Source organism: Gilliamella intestini (assembly GCF_900094935.1).
Classification (GTDB): domain Bacteria; phylum Pseudomonadota; class Gammaproteobacteria; order Enterobacterales; family Orbaceae; genus Gilliamella; species Gilliamella intestini.
In genome coordinates this window covers 1-21,252 of record NZ_FMBA01000036.1, presented here as the reverse complement: position 1 = coordinate 21,252, position 21,252 = coordinate 1, and the positions used below count along the sequence as shown (strand labels likewise).

Here is a 21,252-nt window from a genome sequence, read left to right as displayed (position 1 = left end):
TGTGTAAGTGTAGTGATACATTGAGCTAACTGATACTAATGAACCGAGAGTCTTAACCTTACAACTCGGAGTTGTTTTGGGTTACGCAGAAGTTATTGATGGCATAGAAAAGCATTGATAAATGAAGAAAGATTGATAAAGCAGTTTGTTCCGGATTGAGTGATTGGTGTAGATATGAGATAATGGACACTGATTGTAAGAGAGAAAAGAATATGTCTGGCGGTAATAGCGCGGTGGTCCCACCTGACCCCATGCCGAACTCAGAAGTGAAACGCCGTAGTGCCGATGGTAGTGTGGGTATTACCCATGTGAGAGTAGGGTGCCGCCAGACTTTTAAATATATATAATCACACTAAATACGGTGGAGCGGTAGTTCAGTTGGTTAGAATACCTGCCTGTCACGCAGGGGGTCGCGGGTTCGAACCCCGTCCGTTCCGCCACCTTATTTAGGGGCGTAGTTCAATTGGTAGAGCACCGGTCTCCAAAACCGGGTGTTGGGAGTTCGAGACTCTCCGCCCCTGCCAAAAAAATAACTAATTTGATTTAATTTTGTTCATTCAATTACTTTTATTTACATAAATAAAAGAATTTTGTTTACAGAATAACTTAGTTAATTATAATTCCCGCCAACTAATTTTACAACTAAAGGGGATAAAACATGACTGATAGTTTTGTGAGTCAACAACGGTTTTTCGATAGTAAAAATTATCCAAGAGGTTTCTCTCGTCATGGAGATTTCACTATTAAAGAAGCACTCATTTTAGAAAAATATGGTTGTGCTTTTAGAGATCTTGATACAGAAGTAAAAAAACCTACTACTGCTGAAGAAAAATCATTTTTAGCCGTTTGTAAAGGCAAAAAAGAACCATCTACCGATTTTGAAAAAACGTGGCTGAAGTATCTTTCTCGTATAAATAAACCAAAACGGTTTCATACATTATCAGGCGGAAAACCACAAGTTGATGTAATTGACGATTTTGTTGATACCGATGACTAGTTTTTTAACCAATATTTTTGTGTAATTGAATTAGTAATCTATCCATAGAACGATAACTTAAAGCTTCTGAAATATGTTTTCGTTCTATATTTTCTGACGAATCTAAATCTGCAATTGTACGCGATACTTTTAATATACGATGCCACGCCCTAGCAGAGAGTCCCAATTTAATTAATGCTTGCTCTAAATATTCACTATTTTCATCTGATAATTGACAATAGCATTGAATCTCTTTTGCACATAATTGACTATTTAATTTATTATTTCTTTTAAATTGAATATTTCTTGCTTGTAAAACACGCTTTTTTACGGTTTCAGTTGATTCTGCTGAAATTGTTTTTTGACTTAATGTTCCTTTGGGTAATAATGGAACTTCAATAGAAATATCAAACCTATCAAGAAATGGACCTGATAGTCTATTTAAATAACGAATAGTCTGTTGTGGAGTTGTTCTATTATGAGTTCCTTGATAATGTCCTGTTGGACTTGGATTCATTGCTGCTATTAGCTGGAACTTTGAGGGAAACTTTATTTTTGCATTGGCTCTTGAAATGATAATTTCACCAGATTCAATAGGCTCTCTCAAAGCGTCTAATACTTTTCGATTAAACTCTGGTAATTCATCTAAAAATAATATTCCATTATGTGCTAGTGAAATCTCTCCAGGTTTAGGTATGGTTCCTCCACCAACTAGTGCTGCAGTTGATGCACTATGGTGTGGCGATCTAAAAGGCCTTTTACGCCAATTTTTGATTGAACCATTTGGGCTAACTAGACTTGTTATTGCTGCACTTTCAAGTGCTTCATCATCAGATAATTGTGGTAATAAAGATGTTAAACGAGTAGCTAACATTGTTTTACCTGTTCCTGGAGGTCCAATTAATAATAAATTGTGTCCACCAGCCGCTGCTATTTCCAATGCTCTCTTGGCGTGGTCCTGTCCGATTATATCTTGTAGGCAGGCTAAATCATTATCAACATCTTGATATTCACGATATTGTACACTCGGTAAATCAATTTGTTTATATAAATATTGACACAGCTCTGATAAGTTGTTGGTAATCAATGTGTTATTTTTATGAATCAATGAAATTTCAGATTGGTTTTCGGCTGAAATTATTAAGGTACGTTTATTCTTTTTAGAAGAAATAGCTGCAGGAATTGCTCCCTTTACCGCTCTAATATTTCCAGATAGCGCTAATTCCCCCAAAAACTCATAATGTGATAAATTTTCTGTTGGAATTTGTTCTGTTGCGGCAAGAATGGCAATAGCTATTGGTAAATCAAAGCGACTTCCTTCTTTAGGTAAATCTGCTGGAGATAAGTTTACTGTTATTTTTTTAGCTGGAAAAGTAAAACCGCTATTAATAATAGCGCTTCTCACTCGATCTTTAGATTCTTTAACTGTTGCTTCAGGTAGACCAACTAAAACAAAGCCTGGCATCCCATTGCTAATATGAACTTCAACGTTTATTAAAGGAGCTTGTATTCCAATAGATGCCCGTGTATAAATAATTGCAAGTGACATAATTTATAATCATTAATATAGTGTATTTCACCATTATGATATTAGAAAGATCTTAAGCTAAGTATTAAGCCATTTAATAAATGGGATACATCACACAATAAATGATTTAATTTTGCAATAATTTTAGGGTTGTTTATGTAAAATCACTTTTGAAATAAATAATGATATAAAAAATAGACAAGTATTGCTTAATACTATTGATGGACCAGTTGGTGTGTCATAAAAAAATGAGAATATTAATCCCGAAATAATTGATAACATACCTATTATAATGGCAATTAACACCATTGCTTCAGGGGTTTTTGAATAATATTTGGCTGTTGCTGCAGGGATGATAAGTAAAGACGTAATAATTAGCGCGCCAACAAATTTCATTGACAGGCCTATTGTTAATGCTAATAATAACACTAAAAACAATTTTGTGAACTGCACATTAATGCCATGACTAAAAGCTAACTCTTCGCTCACAGTAATAAATAGAATGTTATTCCATTTCCAAAAAAATAAAGCGCCAATGAGTATGACACAAATAGTAATTTGATAAAGATCTGAGTATGTTACAGATAAAAGATCTCCAAATAGATATCCCATTAAATCAATACGAATATTTTTCATTAAACTAATTACTACTAATCCAAGTGATAATGCACTATGAGCTAAAATGCCAAGTAAAGTATCAATAGGAAGCTGTTTTTGTGCTTCTAACCAAATCAATCCTAAAGCAAGTAAAATTGTGATAAAAATGACAGCGTAAAATAAATTGATATTTAGTAAAAAGCCGAATGAGATCCCAAGCAAAGCTGCATGTGATAAAGTATCACCGAAATAAGACATTCTTCGCCAAACAACAAAAGTACCCAAAGGCCCAGTTATACTAGTTAAACATAATCCTGCTAACAAAGACGGCAATAGTAACTCAATCATTAATTTTTTCCCCATAATTAGACAAAATAGTTTGTTTATTTTTTTCAATAGGCTGTTTGCAGCAATCATGCAGATGATTGTGATGATGCTTATAAATAGCGATTTGTGATGCGTTATGTTTGCCAAAAAGTGAAATAAACTCAGGGGCATTAGAAACATTAGCCGGTGTACCGGAACAACAAACGTGATGATTTAGACAAATTACCTCATCCGTTTTTGCCATTACAAGATGAAGATCATGAGAAACCATTAAAACACCGCAATTAAACTGTTTTTTGGCATCAACAATTAAATCATATAATAACACTTGTCCATTGACATCCACCCCTTGAGTTGGTTCATCAAGAATTAATAATTGAGGTCGTTTTGCTAGAGCTTGAGCTAGTAAAACTCGTTGTAATTCACCTCCTGATAATTGATGCATCGATTTATTGATCAAATACTCAGCTTTCACCATTGATAATATGTTGAGAATATCTTTGTTGTTTAATTGCCTATTTAGGCGCATAAAACGTTCTACAGTAATAGGTAGAGCTGAATTTAAATTGATTGATTGTGGTACATAACCAACTGTTAAATTAGGTGTACGAGTTATTATGCCTGATGTGTATGGGACTAAACCTAAAATCACTTTAACGAGAGTTGATTTACCTGCGCCATTTGGTCCTAGTATTGTAATAATTTGATTAAGATGAAGTGATAATGAAACATCATATAATATTTTTTGTTGGTTAATTTCTACTGAAACATTATTAAGTGAAATTAATGACGTCATCATGCTAAGCACCCTTGCCTACAAATCTGTTATGTTATATTATAACAATTATTAACTCCATTTTATCATACTTTATAAATATAGGATAACGTTGTGAAAAAATATATTCTACTAAATAGTAAACGACTACCCCCTTTTTTAATGATATTTGGTTTATTAATATTTGTTCAAAGCTTGATTAATTATGCTAACGCAAAAGTTATTTCGTCTGTAAAACCAATAGGATTTATCACTGAGGCAATCGCTTCAGGGGTAGCAGATACTGATGTTTTACTTCCTGATGGTGCATCTCCACATACCTATTCTTTAAAACCATCTGATTTGGTTAAACTTAAATCAGCGGAACTTGTAATTTGGGTTGGTGAAGATATGGAAAATTTTATGCCAGCAATTTTGAAACGTATTGATAAAGAAAAACAAATTGAATTAATGGCAATACCAGAAATTAAAGCACGGCTTCAAACTAGTCATAATGTTCATGAGCATGAAGATCTTCAAAACCATGATGCGTTAGATGAAGATCACCATGGCGAATATGATGAACATATTTGGCTTTCCCCTAAAATTGCTAAAATTATTGCACAGTCAATTCATGATAAGCTTGTTACACTGTATCCAGATAAAAGCACATTAATTGATGAAAATCTAAACGAATTCATCATTAACCTTACAGAAACAGAACAAAACATTGCAAAAAAACTAATTACCGTACAAAATAGGGGCTATTTTGTGTTTCATGATGCTTATGGGTATTTTGAGGCACGGTTTGGATTAAAAAATCTAGGTAGTTTTACTATAAACCCAGCGGTTCAACCTGGTGTTCAAAAAGTTTATGCTATTCAGCAGGAACTTAAAAAACACCAAGCTGTATGTGTATTTCGAGAAACACAGTTTAGTCCTGCTGTTATTGAAAAATTAGTGAATGGAACAGATGTACGAATTGGAGAATTGAATCCATTAGGAACGGGTATTGCTCTTTCCAAAGATGCCTATTCACAATTTTTATCAAAATTAACACAGCAACTGTTGGATTGTTTAGGTAAAAACTAGTTTTAGTAATAGATAGTTAAGGTTAATTTTGGCAAGACAAATAAAATCCTCTGATTTTGAAAAAAATAATTTTAAAATTCCCTATTTTTCAATATTTGGGGTTTTTTTCATCGTTATCTTATTTTCTGTTTTGTGGCGTCCTCTCAATTTGGATCGAACAGTTTATGTTCCTTTAACACCTCAAGCTGAAACTACTGTAAATGATAGGAATCATTCTTCGGTTGTTGATGGGGATGAAAAAGTTGAGATAGTAAATGGAAAGCCACCTGTTGTTACTGAATCATCAGATGTTCCCGAAGATGAGATCGCTACAGATGAATTAGATAATATTATTGATGGTAAAGATAACTCTGTACAATATACAATAGTGCGTGGTGATACTTTGCATGATATCTTGCTTCGCTATAATGTTAATCGAAATGATATTTATCAGCTAACGACAAAATTTAAGCAACTTGCAAATTTAAGAATAGGTCAACAGGTTAGTTGGACAACTGATGATAATCATAATTTGAAAACTTTCAGTTGGACAATATCAAGCAATAATATTCGAATTTATGAAAAATCAAACGGTAACTTTATAGAAAGTTCGGAAATAGCTGAAGTTGTACCACAAAATGTTGTTATAAAAGGTGATATTAAATCTAGTTTTGTCGCTGATGCTCGCAAAAGTGGGCTGACAAGTAATGAAATTGCTATTATAACTCGCGCTTTGCAATGGCGTTTAGATTTTCGTCGATTACAAATCGGCGATAAGTTTTCAGTTGTTTTAACACGAGAAATGCATGGTAAAAGCTTATCTAATAGTCAGTTGTTAGGTGTTCGTTTTAAAAATGGAACCAAAGATTATTATGCTATTTTAGGTGATGATGGTAAATATTATGACATCAACGGTAATAGTTTATCTCAAGGCTTTTTTCGTTATCCTTTAGAAAAAAAAGCACGTGTTTCTTCTGGATTTAACCCTCGTCGTTTGCATCCCGTTACAGGACAAATAGCCCCACATAATGGTGTTGATTTTGCTGTATCACGCGGTACTCCCGTATTATCTGTTGGTAATGGTGAAGTAGTAATTGCAAAGTATAGTGGTTCAGCGGGCAACTATATTGCTATCCGTCATGGGCGTCAATATATGACAACTTATATGCACTTGGATAAAATTTTAGTTAAACCAGGCCAACAAGTTAAACAAGGCGATAAAATCGGATTATCAGGAAATACTGGGCGATCAACCGGGCCACATTTACACTTTGAATTACATATTAATAATAAACCAGTGAATCCTTTAACTGCAAGCTTACCTATTTCAGAAGAGTTAACAGGCAAGTCTAAAAAAGTATTTTTGTCAAAAGTTAAAAGTATTAGCTCACAGCTAGAGTTTTAACTTTATGTATTTATTTTATATTTAGGCGAGTACTTACCTGAAACTTTTTGACAGAAATAAGGGCGAGGTATCCCAAAAAAAATTATGGTATCATAAGTTAATTTTATTGAATAATAAGTGTTAGGTGCAGTTTGAACACATCAACAAAAACAGCCAAAAAGCGATCTTCAAAGAAGACTAAAAAAAATAAAAAAACTTCACTCTTGCGAAGATTTTTGACATTACTATTTAAGTTATTTCTTGTCTTAGCCTCTGTGACAATTATTTATGGAATTTATCTTGATCAACAAATCAAAGAACGAATTGACGGAAATGTTTGGGAGTTACCGGCTGCAGTTTATGGACAAATTATTGATCTTGAACCAGATAGTGAATATAGTCTAAATGATGTGGTAACAATATTAGTTGGTGCACAATATCGTCAACAAGATACCAAAGCTACTCGTCCAGGCGAATTTATTGTAAGAAATGATGCGGTTGAAATTTATCGTCGACCTTTTACTTTTCCTGATGGTGAAGAGCAAGCTTTTAGAGTTAGAATAACTTTTTATGAAAATCGTATTGATCGTATTACTAATCTAGATTCAGGTCGTGATTTTGGATTGCTTAAGATTGATCCTAAATTAATTACTATGATGCATTCTCCAAATGGAGAACAACGGCTGTTTGTTCCATTAAAAGAGTTTCCTGATTCATTATTACAAACATTAGTCGCAACGGAAGATAAACGTTTTTATGATCATCATGGCGTAAGTTTATATTCTATTGGTCGTGCGATTTTTGTTAATTTAACAACAGGTCGTACTGAAGGTGGAAGTACATTAACTCAGCAAACGGTAAAAAATCTTTTTCTAACTAATGAACGTAGATTAAGTCGAAAAATACGTGAGGCATATATGGCGTTGATTTTGGATGGCCGTTATAGCAAAGAGCGTATTTTAGAACTTTATTTAAATGAAGTATATTTTGGACAAGCGGGTAGTGAAGAGATCCATGGGTTTCCATTAGCTAGTCTTTACTATTTTGGTCGTCCAGTTAATGAACTTACATTGGATCAGCAAGCAGTGCTGGTTGGTATGGTAAAAGGAGCTTCGCTATATAATCCTTGGACACAACCTCAACAAGTTATAGAACGTCGTAATGTGGTTTTAAAACTCGCTGAGCAGCAAGGTATTATTGACGATGAGCTGTATACTTTATTAAGTCAGCGCCCACTAACAGTTCTACCTAAAGGTGGTGTGATTTCACCACAACCAGCATTTATGCAAGTTGTGCGCAGTGAACTTCGAAAACAATTAGGTGATAAAGCAGATCATTTGTCTGGTATGAAGATTTTTACTACCTTTGATCCTGTGGCTCAATCTGCTGCAGAGCAAGCGGTTACTAATGAAATTGAGAAACTACGTACATCAACCAATAAAGAATTACAAACAGCAATGGTGATTGTGAGTCGCGAGACTGGGGAAATTCGCGCTATTATTGGTAGCGCAGAGCCGCGTTATCCGGGTTATAATCGTGCTTGGTTAACTCAGCGAGCAATTGGTTCATTAGCTAAACCGTCAACTTATTTAACCGCACTTGGACAGCCCGATCATTACCAACTTAATACTTGGCTTAACGATAACCCTTTATCGATTAAGCTTGATGGTGGGGGGTATTGGGAACCGAAAAACTATGATCGTAAATTTCGCGATCGTGTTATGTTGGTCGACGCACTAGCGCTTTCACTCAATGTACCTACTGTTAATTTAGGTATGGCATTGGGGCTTGATGCAACAAAGAATACTTTACAAGCGTTGGGCGTACCAGCAGAGCGTATACCTAATTTACCATCAAGGTTACTTGGTGCTTTAGAATTAACACCGTTAGAAACTGCGCAGATGTTTCAAACGATAGCTAATAATGGTCAACGTTCTCCACTTTCTATTTTAAGATATGTGTTGACAGATAAAGGCGAGTTAGTTTATCAAAGCTATCCTCAACAACTTCAGGCAGTATCTCAACAATCGGCTTATTTAACGACTTATGCTATGCAACAAGTGGTTAATTCGGGGACATCTCGTTCATTAAAAGCTAAATACGGTTCGTTTAATTTAGCTGCTAAGACAGGAACAAGTAATGATTCTCGTGATAGCTGGTTTACAGGGATTGACGGTAAAAATGTTGCTGTTATTTGGATTGGTTTAGATGATCATTCTCCAATGAAATTGACAGGGGCAACTGGAGCGCTAAAAATTTATAGTGAATATTTACAAAATAACCCACCAAAGAAATTAGTATTGCCACAGCCTCAAAATATTTTTATGGTGCCTATTGATAGTGATGGACAGTGGCAATGTAATGGAAGTGGCATTCGATCTTTACCTGTATGGACGATTAATCCTCAGAGCTTATGTACTGGCAATAAGCAGTCAGTGCCTGCTCAGCAAGCTCCAACTTGGGTTACAGACCTATTAAATAACTAGGGGGAATAATATGCCTGAATTACCGGAAGTTGAAACAAGTCGCCGAGGCATCTTACCGTATTTAAAGGGACAAACTATAGATAAAATTATTGTTCGACAATCTAAATTACGCTGGCCGGTTGATAGGGCTATAAGTAATGCTCATGGACAAGTGATTTTAGATATAAAACGCCGTGCAAAATATTTATTATTACAGCTATCTAACAATTGGATTGTGATTCATTTGGGAATGTCAGGTAGCTTGCGTATTTTACAAAACCGCCAAAAAGCAGAGAAGCACGATCATATCGATCTAGTTTTAGGAAATGGCGTCATATTACGTTATACCGATCCTAGGCGTTTTGGATCTTGGCTTTGGGCAAATTCATTAGGTGAAATATCTCAATTACAACATTTGGGACCAGAGCCTTTAAGCCATGAATTTTCAGCGGAATATCTATTCGAAAAAGCCCGAAATCGTCAAGTACCCATTAAAAGCTGGATTATGGATAACCATATTGTGGTTGGAGTCGGTAATATTTACGCTTCTGAATCGTTATTTATGGCTAAAATTAATCCTAATCGTAAAGTCAACACTTTACAATTTAATGAATTTGAAAGATTGGTTGCTTCCATTAAACAAGTTCTTACCAAATCAATTGAACAAGGCGGAACAACACTAAAGGATTTTCTTCAGTCTGATGGTAAACCTGGATATTTTGCACAGGAGTTACAAGTTTATGGACGCGAAGGTGAACAATGTCTGATTTGTGGTACAGAAATAAAATCACAAAAAATTGGACAGCGTAATACTTTTTATTGTGAAAATTGCCAAAAATAATGGCATCTTTTTAACCAAAATTCTCACCTCCTTATGGCCACCATCAAAATTATAAACTTTTTGATATATCCGCTTTTTTTCATGTATAAAAATATCTTTTCAAACTCTTTAAACCTTATTTAAATAGGATTAGTATAGGCATCCACAATAGAATAATTTTTTATTATTACTTTGAGTATTTTATATAGTAAAGCCATTATTATTAAACAAATCTTTTTATTTTAAAGACTATGGACTTGTTACCAGATATCGGCTATCTTTCTTGCTACAAAATTGTTTATGTTTTGTAAAGTTTAGTATGTGGAGTTAGCTAACGGCAATATATTAATTTTTAAAGGTTTTATTTTCTGTTTTTTATCGGTTTATGTTTAATTTAACTCAATGTTTCTTGCTTTTATTAAGGAATTTAAGATGATCAAATTCGCTTCTCGCTTTTTGACAACTTGCTTTATTTTATTTTTTACCACAATGGCTAATTCTGAGGTCAGAATTATTATTACTGATGGTGTGAGTTCAGCTAAACCAATCGCTGTTGCCCCATTTAAATGGACTGGTGGTGGAGAAGCTCCACAAATTATTGAAGATATTATTGCTTCTGATTTGCGTAATAGCGGTAAGTTCAATCCTATTGACGTTAATCAAATGCCTCAGAAACCAACAACTGCTTCAGAAATTACCCCTGCGGTATGGAATAATCTTGGGGTTTCTGCCGTTGTAGTTGGCTCAATACAGCCCGATGCTTCTGGAAAATATCTTATAAATTATCAATTAGTAGATATAGTTAATCGACCTGGTGCAGTTTTATCACAAAATCAATTTTCTATTGAAAAACGTTGGGTTCGTTATGCTGCTCATACTGCAAGCGATGAGATCTTTGAATCATTAACAGGTATTAAGGGAGCATTTAGAACGAGAATTGCTTATGTTGTTAAAACTACTAAAGGACCTTTTTCTCACGAATTAAGAGTATCTGATTATGATGGATATGATCAAATTACTGTTCATCGTTCTAAAGAACCTTTAATGTCGCCTACATGGTCGCCAGATGGTAAAAAAATTGCTTATGTAACTTTTGAGGGTGGTCATTCTTCGTTAGTTTTAAAAACATTGGACAGTGGTGCTGTTCAAACAATAGCTTCTTTCCCTCAACACAATGGCGCACCGGCGTTTTCCCCAGATGGTAGTAAATTGGCATTTGCTTTATCTAAAAGTGGTAGCTTAAATTTATATATGATGGATTTAAGCAGTAAAAAAATTACTCAAATTACTTCAAGCCGTAGTAATGATACTGAACCTTCTTGGATGCCTGATAATCAAACTATTGTTTACACTTCTGACCAAGCGGGCCGCCCTCAGTTATACAGTATCAATATTAATACAGGTCAATCGCAAAGAATAACGTGGGATAATACGCAAAATCAGAATGCAAGGGTGTCACCAGATGGTTCTTTTATTGCTATGATTTCAACTAATAATGGTGAGCAACATATTACTCGGTATGATATGGATACAAAAACCTATCAACGTTTAACTGATACTTTTCTAGATGAAACTCCAAGTATTGCACCAAATGGTACAATGATCATTTATAGTTCATCGCAAGGGTTAGGTACAATTTTAAATCTGGTGTCTACTGATGGTAATTTCAAAGCAAGGTTACCAGCAACAGATGGGCAAGTAAAATTCCCTGCTTGGTCACCATATTTATAAGAATGATTCGAAAAAACAATATTAAAATTGTGTAAAATTTAAGGTCGTTATAATATATACCTCTAATCTTATTAGGCCGGTTATATATAAATAATAATTTATTTAAACAAAAGGAGTTTATACAATGCAATTTTCTAAATTTCTTAAAGTAGCTGCGGTTACTTTACCTTTAATCGCTATAACAGCTTGTTCATCTAATAAAAGTCACAACACGGGTGGAAATTTAAATGGTGCTTTATCAAAAGAAGCTTTAGAACAACTTCAAAAATTAGAACAAATCAATACAGTATATTTTGATTTTGATAAATACAATGTTAAATCTGAATATGAAACTTTGTTAAATGCACACGCTGTATTTATTCGCTCAACTAATATAAAAGTTGTTATTGAAGGCCATGCCGATGAACGTGGAACCCCAGAGTATAACATTGCATTAGGTGAACGTCGTGCGGCAGCTGTTAAATCATACCTACAAGGTAATGGAGCTTCAGCAAGTCAAATGGAAATCGTTTCTTACGGTAAAGAAAAGCCGGCTGTGTTAGGTCATGATGAAGCATCTTATGCTAAAAATCGTCGTGCTGTTGTAACCTATGTTGGTTATTAATTGTATCTTATAACGGCTGATTATTCAGCCGTTATTTATTCTGAGTTCATCGCGAGTTTAAAAAATGCATAAAAAAACACTCACATTGTTCTTATTTGTTTTGTTCACTGGTTATGGCTGTTCTGCAGGTAGTTCTGATGTAGATAGAACAGTTCAAGCTCAAGGTCAATTATTGATTGAAAATCAACAGAAAATTAGCGATTTACAAGCTGATGTAGATACGCTTCGTGGTCAGTTAGAAGAAACAAAATATCAACTTAATCAAGTAATTGAACGTCAAAAAATGATTTTCCAACAAATTGGTAATAGTTCTGGATTTTCACCAAATCCTAGTTCTGATTCCCAACAAGATAATTCATCTCAATCTATAAATCTTGATTCGCCAACCTCTTCATCAAATTTGTCAGATTGGAGAGCTTCAGGAGATGAAAAAGTTGATTACAATTTTATAATACAGTTTGTTAATGAGGCTCAACAAAATAGTGAGTCGATCGCCGCATTTCAAAAGTATCTGCAGGCTTATCCAAAGTCTAGGTATCGAGCCAACGTTAATTATTGGCTTGGTCAACTTTTATATAAACAAAGTAAAAAAGACGACGCTTCATTTTATTATGCCACTGTAGTAAAAAATTTCCCATCTTCTCCTAAAGCTGCAGATAGTCTTTATAAAATAGGGTTAATCTTACTTGATAAAGGCGACTCCAAGAAAGCTAAAACAGTTTTTCAACAAGTGGTAAATAAATATCCAAAAGATAAGAGTATAGTTGATCGTGCTAAGAAAAAATTAGCATCTTTAAAATAAAGTGTATAAATAACCAACTATCGTGTAAGAATAGTAATAAAAAGGGTTGCGTAGCGTTATAATTATAAGTATCATACCACCCCGTAGTCACTTGTAGTATCCAATCTAAAGTGATATTTATCAAATGGGTCGTTAGCTCAGTCGGTAGAGCAGCGGACTTTTAATCCGTTGGTCGAGCGTTCGAATCGCTCACGACCCACCATTATTTATACTATCTATTTATATTATTCCTAAGCAAATCAGCTAAATTTTAAAATACTCAATTCTCGATCTATTAACAATCAAAGCGTTATACATAATTCATTTCTCATAATTTATTCATCTTTTATTAATTACGTCAACTTTTCATAAATAATAAAATTATCAATAAAGTATAAAAAGCATTAAGTAAAAATGATTAAAAAATATAAAATAGGTTGTCAATGAAAATGATAACTATTATCATGCGTGTTACATAAAATTAATAAAACACAGCAAAAGATAATAGGATAAACAATGAAATTAGTTAATCAATTAACCATACTGGGTTTATTAAGTACAGTCCCTTTTGTTACTTTCGCACAAGAAGAAAAAGATGACACTAATATTGAAACTATGAAGGTTGTTGCAACAATTAAGGACAATAATGATCAACGAATAAAAAAATCATCAACAGCAACTAAAATGCCTTTTAATATTAAAGATATTCCGCAAACCATTAATTCTGTTAATCTTGAACAAGAAAAAACATACGGAAAAAATGATCTTAGTGTAATAGTCAACAAAATACCCGGAGTCGATGCGACCTATGATATGCGTGATGAAGGTATAAAAATTCGTGGTTTTTCTGCTAGTTCTGGAGATATCTATCGTGATGGTGTTCGCGCAAGTGGACAGGTTAGGCAAAGCACAGCAAATATCGAACGCATTGAAATATTAAAAGGTCTTGCATCGGTGCTTTATGGTCGAGGTTCAGGTGGAGGAATCATTAATATGATTAGTAAACAAGCTAATTTTGACTCACCAACAACGTTAAGTTTACGAAGTGGTTCGTGGGATAAATATGGCGGTATGCTTGATATCAATCATATTTTACATGACAAACTTGCGATGCGTATGACGATTGATCATCAATCATCAATCAGATCGTAGTTTTCGCAAAGGAATAAAACAAAGAGATATAATGATTTCGCCAAGTATACTTTATGATAATTTGGATGGATTTAATTGGTTAGTGCAATATACCCATGATAATTTATGGCGTAGACCAGATAGAGCGCCAGCTTATTATGAATTACCTAAAGGTGTATCATTAAAAACGGCATATGCTCACCCTGATGACTATGTAAAAGATAATTTTAAATCATTACGTTCAGTCATGGGGTTTGAATTTAATTATGACTGGTCAATTAAACTGACCAATTTATACCGTAAAGCTAGTCAAAACTTTGATCATATTTATGGTGGTAGTTATTGTGATTTGAATGTTAAACTGAGCAATGGCAAAGCATGCAATTACCAAGGCAAATTGCAATTTAGACGTGCTTGGCAAGAAACCGCCAACATAACTTATAGTAATACAATTGACTTAATAGGTAAATTTAATACAGCAAGCATTACTCATGATATGTTAGTCGGTATTGAATATAACATAGAAAAACGTCAACCAAGATTAGCTTTGACTAGTGCCTATCCTGAATTGGTTGATCCATTTCACCCCCATTGGCACACTACAAAACCACATTATAATAAATTAAATACTAAAACTAATCACAAAGCGACATCCCAAGGACTTTATTGGCAAGATTTAATCAGTTTTACAAACCAATGGAAAATGTTAACTGGGTTACGTTACGATAATTATAAATTTGCATCAAATGATAGGTTAAAACATCAACACCGATCTTACGATGGCCACTCGTTAAGCCCTAGGATAGGTTTAATTTGGCAACCTATAGAGTCACAAAGTATCTATGCTTCTTATAGTAACAATTTTTCTCCTTATGGTGGACGAGGACTTATTACACTTTCTACAGACTCAAAAACAGTCTATGACAATAAACCTCAATATTCACGACAATATGAGGTTGGTATCAAAAGCGATTGGTTAAATGATAAGTTTTCTTCGCAAATTGCTGTTTATGATCTTGAATTATACAATGTTCGCTATCAAACTGATTCAGTTAACGATCCTTATAATTGGCAGGTCAGAGGAAGTGATCGCAGTCAAGGTATTGAATTAAGTGTTATTGGTGAGTTGATGCCAAAATGGTATATCAACAGCGGCATTGGTTATCAACAAGCTAAAGTTCATAAAGATAAAAAAGTACCCGCTAATAAAGGAAAATATTTATCTAATACAGCCAAAAATAGCGGTTATTTAAGTGTCCGTTACTTACCTTATGAAAATTGGTTTACAGAATTAGAAATCAATTATAAAGGTTCAACGTATAGTGATGATAAAAATCAACATAAACGTTCTGGATATGCTGTTTGGAATAGTGCGGTTGGTTATCAAACAAAATCTTATGATATAACGCTATCATTAACTAATTTATTAGGAAAAGAATATTGGCGTTCAAATAGCATGCCGGGCACACCAAGAACCTTTTTGTTGACGGCAAGTTATAAGTTATAGTCAAAAATAAGAAGAGGGAGTTGCCTCCCTCTTACTTTCAAAAATATTATTAACCTTTAGCCGAAAGCTCAATAATTTTCATCGTAACTTCAAATGATTTCAGAAATGATGATAATGGTAAAAATTCAAAGCAAGAATGGAAGTTATGAGCCCCTGTAAAGTAATTGGGTGTTGTAAGTCCTCTTGCTGAAAGAGCTGAACCATCTGTTCCACCACGCATCGCAATAGTTTTTGGTTGAATATCAAGAAGTTCAAATGATTGATAAATTAAATCAATACAGCGACGGTCATCACCTAAATAATTAGCGATATTGCTATAAGTATCGGTTATTTTACATTCAATTTTAGCTCTTGGATACTTAAGACTGATAAGATCGATGACTTTTTGAATATAAGCTTTACGCGATTCATATTTAGCTAAATCAAAATCACGAATACTCATTTTTAATGTTGTTGTGCTTTGATTACCCACGATATCATTAAACCAAAAATAACCTTCTTTACCCTCAGTATGTTCAGGCGTTTCAAAGCTATCAAAACAGTTGATAATATCATTAGCAACTCGAATAGGATTGATTAACACATTTTTAGCAGACATTGGATGAGCAGAAACACCTGCAATCTCAATAGTGACAGAACCAGCATTAAACGTTTCATACACAATCTCACCCAGTTCACAACAATCAATAGTATAAGCAAAATCAGGTTTAAAACGATTTAAATCAAGTTTTTTAGCACCATTTAAGCCGACTTCTTCATCTGGAACAAAAGCCACATAGATATCACCATGAGAACAATTTTGTTGTTGTAACTGATCTAACATAGTCATCACGACAGCAATAGCCGCTTTATTATCTGCACCAAGTACACTAGTACCGTCTGTTACAATCAATTCATCATTCAGATATTTATTCAGCTCAGGGTGTTCATCAACTTTAAACCAAATATTCTTCTCTTTATTTAAAAGAATATCTTGCCCTGTAAAAGTAACGCGTTGCGGATTGATTTTATCTGATAAAGCAACATCGACAGTATCAAGATGAGCAACATAACCAATTTTTGGTGCATTAGGATTATTGCCTGGTAATTTTGCTGTAACAATGCTGTGCTCATCAAGGTGAACATCTTGTAAATTAAGTGCGATCAATTCTTGTTGAAGTTGCTTGGCTAATTCAGTTTGCCCAGGCGTAGAAGGCACATGCACGCAGCCAAAAGTACTTTGGCTTGGTATACTGACATAACGTAAAAAACGCTCAACTAATTGTTCTTTAATATTCATCATATTTTCAATCCTTATGGTACTAATTACTTGCTGGTGGATAAACATAACCACTGTCAAAACCAATTGGTAGACCTAGGAACCAAAAGAGTAGCAAGTTTATTGTTAATGCAATGAGTAGTGCTGCGGTATAAGGGATCATCATCGAACTTAATGTTCCTACTCCGGTATTTTTGCAGTATTGTTGGCAATAAGCAATAATCAAAGGATAAAAAGCAAACATAGGAGTACTGACATTAACCGCTGAGCTGATACGGTAAGCTGCTTGGGTTAATTCAGGTGAGATACCAACAGACATAAGCATTGGTACAAAAATCGGTGCTAAAATAGCCCACTTAGACGATGCAGAAGTAATTAATACATTTAACATACTTGTTAAAATTATCACCCCAAAGATTGTCACGACTGAAGGTAAATGCAATGCTTTTAAAAACTCAGCCCCACCAATCGCAATTAATGTTCCAATTTGTGAGTGAGAAAAGACATATAAAAATTGTGCACAAAAGAAAGCAAAAACAATAAATGGAATAAGAGATTTAGTAATGTTTTCCATTGCTTTTACAATATCACGGGACGATTTAAAAGCACCAGTAATAAAGCCATATATTAAGCCAGGAATCGCAAAAAACACAAATAATAATGGCACAATGATTTGCATAATAGGTGCTTTATTACTTGTCATACTTCCATCAGGAGCCCGCAATAAAGAGTTTTCAGGTAATAAGAATAAAACTAAACCAATCGCAATAGCTAAAAAAACAATTGAAGCGACCTTAAATGCACGGTTTTCAATAGGTGTAATTTCAGGAGAATTAGAAATATTATCTGATGTTAGATCATTATTTATAGGCATGGTCGCCTGTAAACGGGGCTCGACAATTTTATCAGTAACAAACCAGCAAGCAAGTAAAACAAAAAAGGTACCACCAAAGCTCAAAAAGTAATTACAAAGTACGTTAACTTGATAAGAAGGATCGATAATTTGTGCAGCACTTTGAGTAAAACCTTGCATAATAGGATCGATAATTGACGGTGTATAACTTGAACTAAACCCACCAGCTAACCCCGCAAACGAAGCAGCAATCCCTGCTAGCGGGTGGCGGCCTGTTGCATAAAACATCATAGCAGATACAGGCATTAAAATCACATAAGCCGAATCAGCAGCAATATGACAAACCATACTAACAAAAATAACCGATGGTGTGACTAATTTTTTAGGTGTAACAGCCAATAACTTCTTAAGTAGCACATGAATGTAACCACTACTTTCAGCAATACCAATACCTAATGTTGCAACGATTGTAATGCCAAGTGGTGGAAAGGTAACAAAATTAGGTACCATTTTAGTAAAAAAAGTGACTAAATTCTTAGGCGCTAGCATATTGACGACAACAAGCTTGTTTTGCTTGACTGGATTAATGTAATTGAAGTCCACAAAAGAAAGTAATAAAGAGGCAACAAAACAGATAACTAAAGCATAGAAAAACAATGTTGTGACATCAGGAATTTTGTTTCCAATTCGTTCAATAGTATTTAAAAAGCCACCTGTTTTCATTGGTGATGTGTTAGTTGTTTGATTCATAAAAAATGAGATTAAATATTATTCGGATTGTTAATTTAACACATCTTTATTGCATAGGTAAATAACATCATTAACTCTATTTTATACTTAACTATATATTTATATAAACTTTTTCACATTGTTATTGCCCACATAATTTCAAACTCAATACCAATATACTGTTTACTTACTTTATATATTATTTAACAGCTATTAAAATGGACATTTATAACAGGTTAGTTTTATAAAAATTGTGGTGAATTGGCAGGTAACATTCAGCGATTGTTCGTGTTTAAAAGTTAAGTTTATTAAAAAACCATGGTGATTTAAAGTAATAGTTTGTAGACTATGCTCCATTATCACTTTTAGGTTGTATACATAGTATATAAATCAGATATGAATCTTTTAAAATCTTTAGCCACGGTAAGTTCAATGACGATGGTTTCACGTGTATTAGGTTTTGTGCGTGACGCCATTATTGCACGTTTTTTTGGCGCAGGTATGGCAACTGATGCATTTTTTGTTGCTTTTAAGCTTCCTAACTTACTACGGCGTATTTTTGCCGAAGGGGCATTTTCGCAAGCATTTGTGCCAATTTTAGCCGAATATAAAAACCAACAAGGCATTGAAGCAACTCGCACATTTGTTGCCTATATTGCGGGTTTATTAACCTTAGTATTAGCAATTGTCACCTTAATTGGTGTTGTCACAGCACCTTTTATTATCATGCTCACTGCCCCAGGGTTTATGCAAGAATCAACTGAAAAGTTTGAACTGGCAACCACCATGCTGCGCATAACCTTTCCTTACATCTTTTTTATATCGCTAGCTTCATTGGTTGGGGCGATATTAAATACTTGGAATCGGTTTTCAGTCCCCGCATTTGTACCAACCTTGCTGAATATCAGCATGATTATATTCACACTCTTTCTTACGCCTTACTTCAATCCACCAGTATTAGCACTGGCGGTATCGGTAGGTGTTGGTGGCATTTTGCAATTACTCTATCAACTACCTTATTTAAAAAAGATTGGCATGTTAGTACTGCCTCGTATAAGTTTAAAAGATAGCGGTGTTTGGCGAGTATTAAAACAGATGGGGCCTGCAATTTTAGGGGTATCGGTAGGACAAATATCTTTAATTATTAACACAATTTTTGCCTCGTTTCTTGTTTCTGGATCGGTTTCTTGGATGTATTATGCCGACCGATTAATGGAATTCCCAGCGGGTGTGCTAGGTGTGGCACTGGGCACTATTTTATTGCCATCGTTAGCCAAAAGCTTTTCAAAAGGCGATCACAAGCAATATTCAGAATTATTAGATTGGGGATTACGCCTCTGCTTTTTATTGGCTTTACCAAGCACGATTGCATTAGGGGTAATTTCGCGACCATTAATATCAACACTATTTGAATATGGGCAATTTACATTAAATGACACCTTAATGACACAGCGAGCATTAGTTGCTTACTCTATAGGGCTACTTGGATTGATATTGATTAAAGTCTTAGCACCGGCCTTTTACTCACGTCAGGACATAAAAACGCCCGTCAAAATTGCCATTATTACACTAATTTTAACACAGCTAATGAACCTTGCTTTTATTGGTCCATTACAACACGCTGGCTTATCATTATCCATCGGCTTAGCCGCCTGCTTTAATGCTGGGTTATTGTATTGGCAGTTGCGTAAAAAACAACTTTATCAACCTCAGCCAGGTTGGCATAGTTTTTTAATCAAAATCATTATAGCGGTAATTTTAATGTCTGTTGCATTATGGTTCGGTTCACAATTATTACCTGATTGGTCAACAGGTTCCATGTTGGCTCGTATTGGACGATTATTTTTATTGGTTGTAGTTGGCATTGTTATCTATTTTATGTCATTGATTGCTATGGGATTTAAGATAAAACACTTTATTAAACGAATTGATTAATAATAAAAACGAATAAATATCAATTTTATTTTTAAAAAAATATAAAATCAAAATTTAATTATAAAACTAATAATGATATAGGATGAATAACGTTTCTTTCTTTACACTACCTATTATAGGTAGTGTAGTTTATTTTTTATTGAGTTGTTTTTTTCGATGTGTTTCACATTTGAGTATTACTATTACGGATTTTTGGGATGTTGTCGATTACTCTTCATTATGCCAATATTCATATTATTAATAAAATCAATATAATAATCTTGATTTTTATGATGATAATATTTTAGATAATTGCTGCATTTATTCAACAAAGCATCATTATTTATTTCTACGAGATACCTATTTTCCCAATAATAATCGTTATCTCAACAGCAATCTTTTGTCTTGCTATATAGCTTATTAATTTACTATTTAACAAATTTCTTCAAAAGATACTTTATAAAAAGCAAACAGTCATTTGCAATTACAGCAACTAATAGCCCAAATATTCACTTCATTTTATTTTCAACGTTTATTTGTTTTATCTTAATTAAAGGATATTGGTTAATTGCTAATGCTTTTGATATTACCTCTAGTTGCTTTCAAGAGTTTTTGTATATTGGCGCAATACTGCTTGAGCTATTTTTGTCTAAAAAAAACCTTTAATAAAATTCAATCAGAACGGCTCTGGATCGGCTACACTAATTCATACAACTTTTTTAAGGGGTAAGGTAAACTTATCACAACTAAAAAAGGAACAAATATGAATAAGATTAAACGCAAAAGACGAACATTCACAGATGATTTTAAACACCAAATGGT

15 protein-coding genes, 3 tRNA genes, 1 rRNA gene and 1 pseudogene are annotated in these 21,252 nt (G+C 34.0%); 15 read left to right on the top strand and 5 right to left on the bottom strand.

Going from position 1 to position 21,252, the window contains the following annotated elements; all coding sequences use genetic code 11:
• Window positions 1-215: 215 nt before the first annotated feature.
• The 4 genes from rrf (at window position 216) to GA0061080_RS09085 (ending at window position 997) form a co-directional block, all read left to right on the top strand.
• A 5S ribosomal RNA gene (rrf, locus tag GA0061080_RS09100) occupies window positions 216-331 on the top strand.
• 32 nt (window positions 332-363) lie between these two features.
• Window positions 364-440: transfer RNA gene (locus GA0061080_RS09095), tRNA-Asp, on the top strand.
• Window positions 441-448: 8 nt separating this feature from the next.
• Window positions 449-524: transfer RNA gene (locus GA0061080_RS09090), tRNA-Trp, on the top strand.
• 134 nt (window positions 525-658) lie between these two features.
• On the top strand, window positions 659-997 hold the full coding sequence (locus GA0061080_RS09085; RefSeq protein WP_091124455.1) for a MaoP family protein: 339 nt from the start codon (window positions 659-661) through the stop codon (window positions 995-997).
• 4 nt (window positions 998-1,001) lie between these two features.
• Here GA0061080_RS09085 and GA0061080_RS09080 read toward each other — a convergent pair whose 3' ends face one another.
• The 3 genes from GA0061080_RS09080 to znuC all read right to left on the bottom strand — a co-directional run bounded on the left by GA0061080_RS09080 (window position 1,002) and on the right by znuC (window position 4,224).
• Window positions 1,002-2,525 (bottom strand): YifB family Mg chelatase-like AAA ATPase, encoded by a 1,524-nt coding sequence (locus GA0061080_RS09080; protein ID WP_091124451.1) that lies wholly within the window; start codon window positions 2,523-2,525, stop codon window positions 1,002-1,004.
• Window positions 2,526-2,648: 123 nt separating this feature from the next.
• The gene (gene znuB, locus GA0061080_RS09075; RefSeq protein ID WP_091124447.1) at window positions 2,649-3,449 is read right to left on the bottom strand and encodes a zinc ABC transporter permease subunit ZnuB; all 801 of its coding nucleotides are present in this window, start codon (window positions 3,447-3,449) and stop codon (window positions 2,649-2,651) included.
• Complete coding sequence (znuC, locus tag GA0061080_RS09070; RefSeq protein WP_091124462.1) at window positions 3,442-4,224, bottom strand: zinc ABC transporter ATP-binding protein ZnuC; 783 nt, start codon at window positions 4,222-4,224, stop codon at window positions 3,442-3,444. The genes znuB and znuC overlap by 8 nt, the downstream gene beginning before the upstream one ends.
• A 105-nt stretch (window positions 4,225-4,329) precedes the next feature.
• Between znuC and znuA the strand changes: the two genes are divergently transcribed.
• The 10 genes and pseudogenes from znuA to GA0061080_RS09020 all read left to right on the top strand — a co-directional run bounded on the left by znuA (window position 4,330) and on the right by GA0061080_RS09020 (window position 15,676).
• Window positions 4,330-5,274 (top strand): zinc ABC transporter substrate-binding protein ZnuA, encoded by a 945-nt coding sequence (znuA, locus tag GA0061080_RS09065; RefSeq protein ID WP_439330226.1) that lies wholly within the window; start codon window positions 4,330-4,332, stop codon window positions 5,272-5,274.
• A 28-nt stretch (window positions 5,275-5,302) separates the two neighbouring features.
• Window positions 5,303-6,658, top strand: coding sequence for a murein DD-endopeptidase MepM (gene mepM, locus GA0061080_RS09060; protein ID WP_160407782.1), 1,356 nt, complete (start codon window positions 5,303-5,305; stop codon window positions 6,656-6,658).
• A 161-nt stretch (window positions 6,659-6,819) separates the two neighbouring features.
• Window positions 6,820-9,123: pseudogene (gene mrcB / locus GA0061080_RS09055) on the top strand (bifunctional glycosyl transferase/transpeptidase); the annotation flags it as partial.
• A 10-nt stretch (window positions 9,124-9,133) separates the two neighbouring features.
• On the top strand, window positions 9,134-9,943 hold the full coding sequence (mutM, locus tag GA0061080_RS09050; RefSeq protein ID WP_091124437.1) for a bifunctional DNA-formamidopyrimidine glycosylase/DNA-(apurinic or apyrimidinic site) lyase: 810 nt from the start codon (window positions 9,134-9,136) through the stop codon (window positions 9,941-9,943).
• Between the two features lie 414 nt (window positions 9,944-10,357).
• Window positions 10,358-11,653, top strand: a complete 1,296-nt coding sequence (gene tolB / locus GA0061080_RS09045; RefSeq protein WP_439330225.1) for a Tol-Pal system beta propeller repeat protein TolB — start codon at window positions 10,358-10,360, stop codon at window positions 11,651-11,653.
• Window positions 11,654-11,777: 124 nt separating this feature from the next.
• Window positions 11,778-12,257, top strand: coding sequence for a peptidoglycan-associated lipoprotein Pal (gene pal, locus GA0061080_RS09040; RefSeq protein WP_065635628.1), 480 nt, complete (start codon window positions 11,778-11,780; stop codon window positions 12,255-12,257).
• Window positions 12,258-12,321: 64 nt separating this feature from the next.
• Entirely contained in the window at window positions 12,322-13,059 is a 738-nt protein-coding gene (gene ybgF / locus GA0061080_RS09035) for a tol-pal system protein YbgF (RefSeq protein ID WP_081300095.1), read from the top strand.
• A gap of 126 nt (window positions 13,060-13,185) precedes the next feature.
• A tRNA-Lys gene (locus GA0061080_RS09030) sits at window positions 13,186-13,261 on the top strand.
• Between the two features lie 293 nt (window positions 13,262-13,554).
• Complete coding sequence (locus tag GA0061080_RS09025; protein WP_091124429.1) at window positions 13,555-14,190, top strand: TonB-dependent receptor plug domain-containing protein; 636 nt, start codon at window positions 13,555-13,557, stop codon at window positions 14,188-14,190.
• A 31-nt stretch (window positions 14,191-14,221) separates the two neighbouring features.
• Window positions 14,222-15,676, top strand: a complete 1,455-nt coding sequence (locus GA0061080_RS09020) for a TonB-dependent receptor (RefSeq protein ID WP_091124425.1) — start codon at window positions 14,222-14,224, stop codon at window positions 15,674-15,676.
• A gap of 49 nt (window positions 15,677-15,725) precedes the next feature.
• Here GA0061080_RS09020 and pepT read toward each other — a convergent pair whose 3' ends face one another.
• Entirely contained in the window at window positions 15,726-16,958 is a 1,233-nt protein-coding gene (gene pepT, locus GA0061080_RS09015) for a peptidase T (RefSeq protein ID WP_091124420.1), read from the bottom strand.
• 19 nt (window positions 16,959-16,977) lie between these two features.
• Window positions 16,978-18,537, bottom strand: coding sequence for an AbgT family transporter (locus GA0061080_RS09010; RefSeq protein WP_091124416.1), 1,560 nt, complete (start codon window positions 18,535-18,537; stop codon window positions 16,978-16,980).
• Between the two features lie 375 nt (window positions 18,538-18,912).
• On the opposite strand from GA0061080_RS09010, the gene murJ reads away from it, so the two are divergent.
• Entirely contained in the window at window positions 18,913-20,451 is a 1,539-nt protein-coding gene (gene murJ, locus GA0061080_RS09005) for a murein biosynthesis integral membrane protein MurJ (RefSeq protein WP_091124412.1), read from the top strand.
• Window positions 20,452-21,252: the final 801 nt, after the last annotated feature.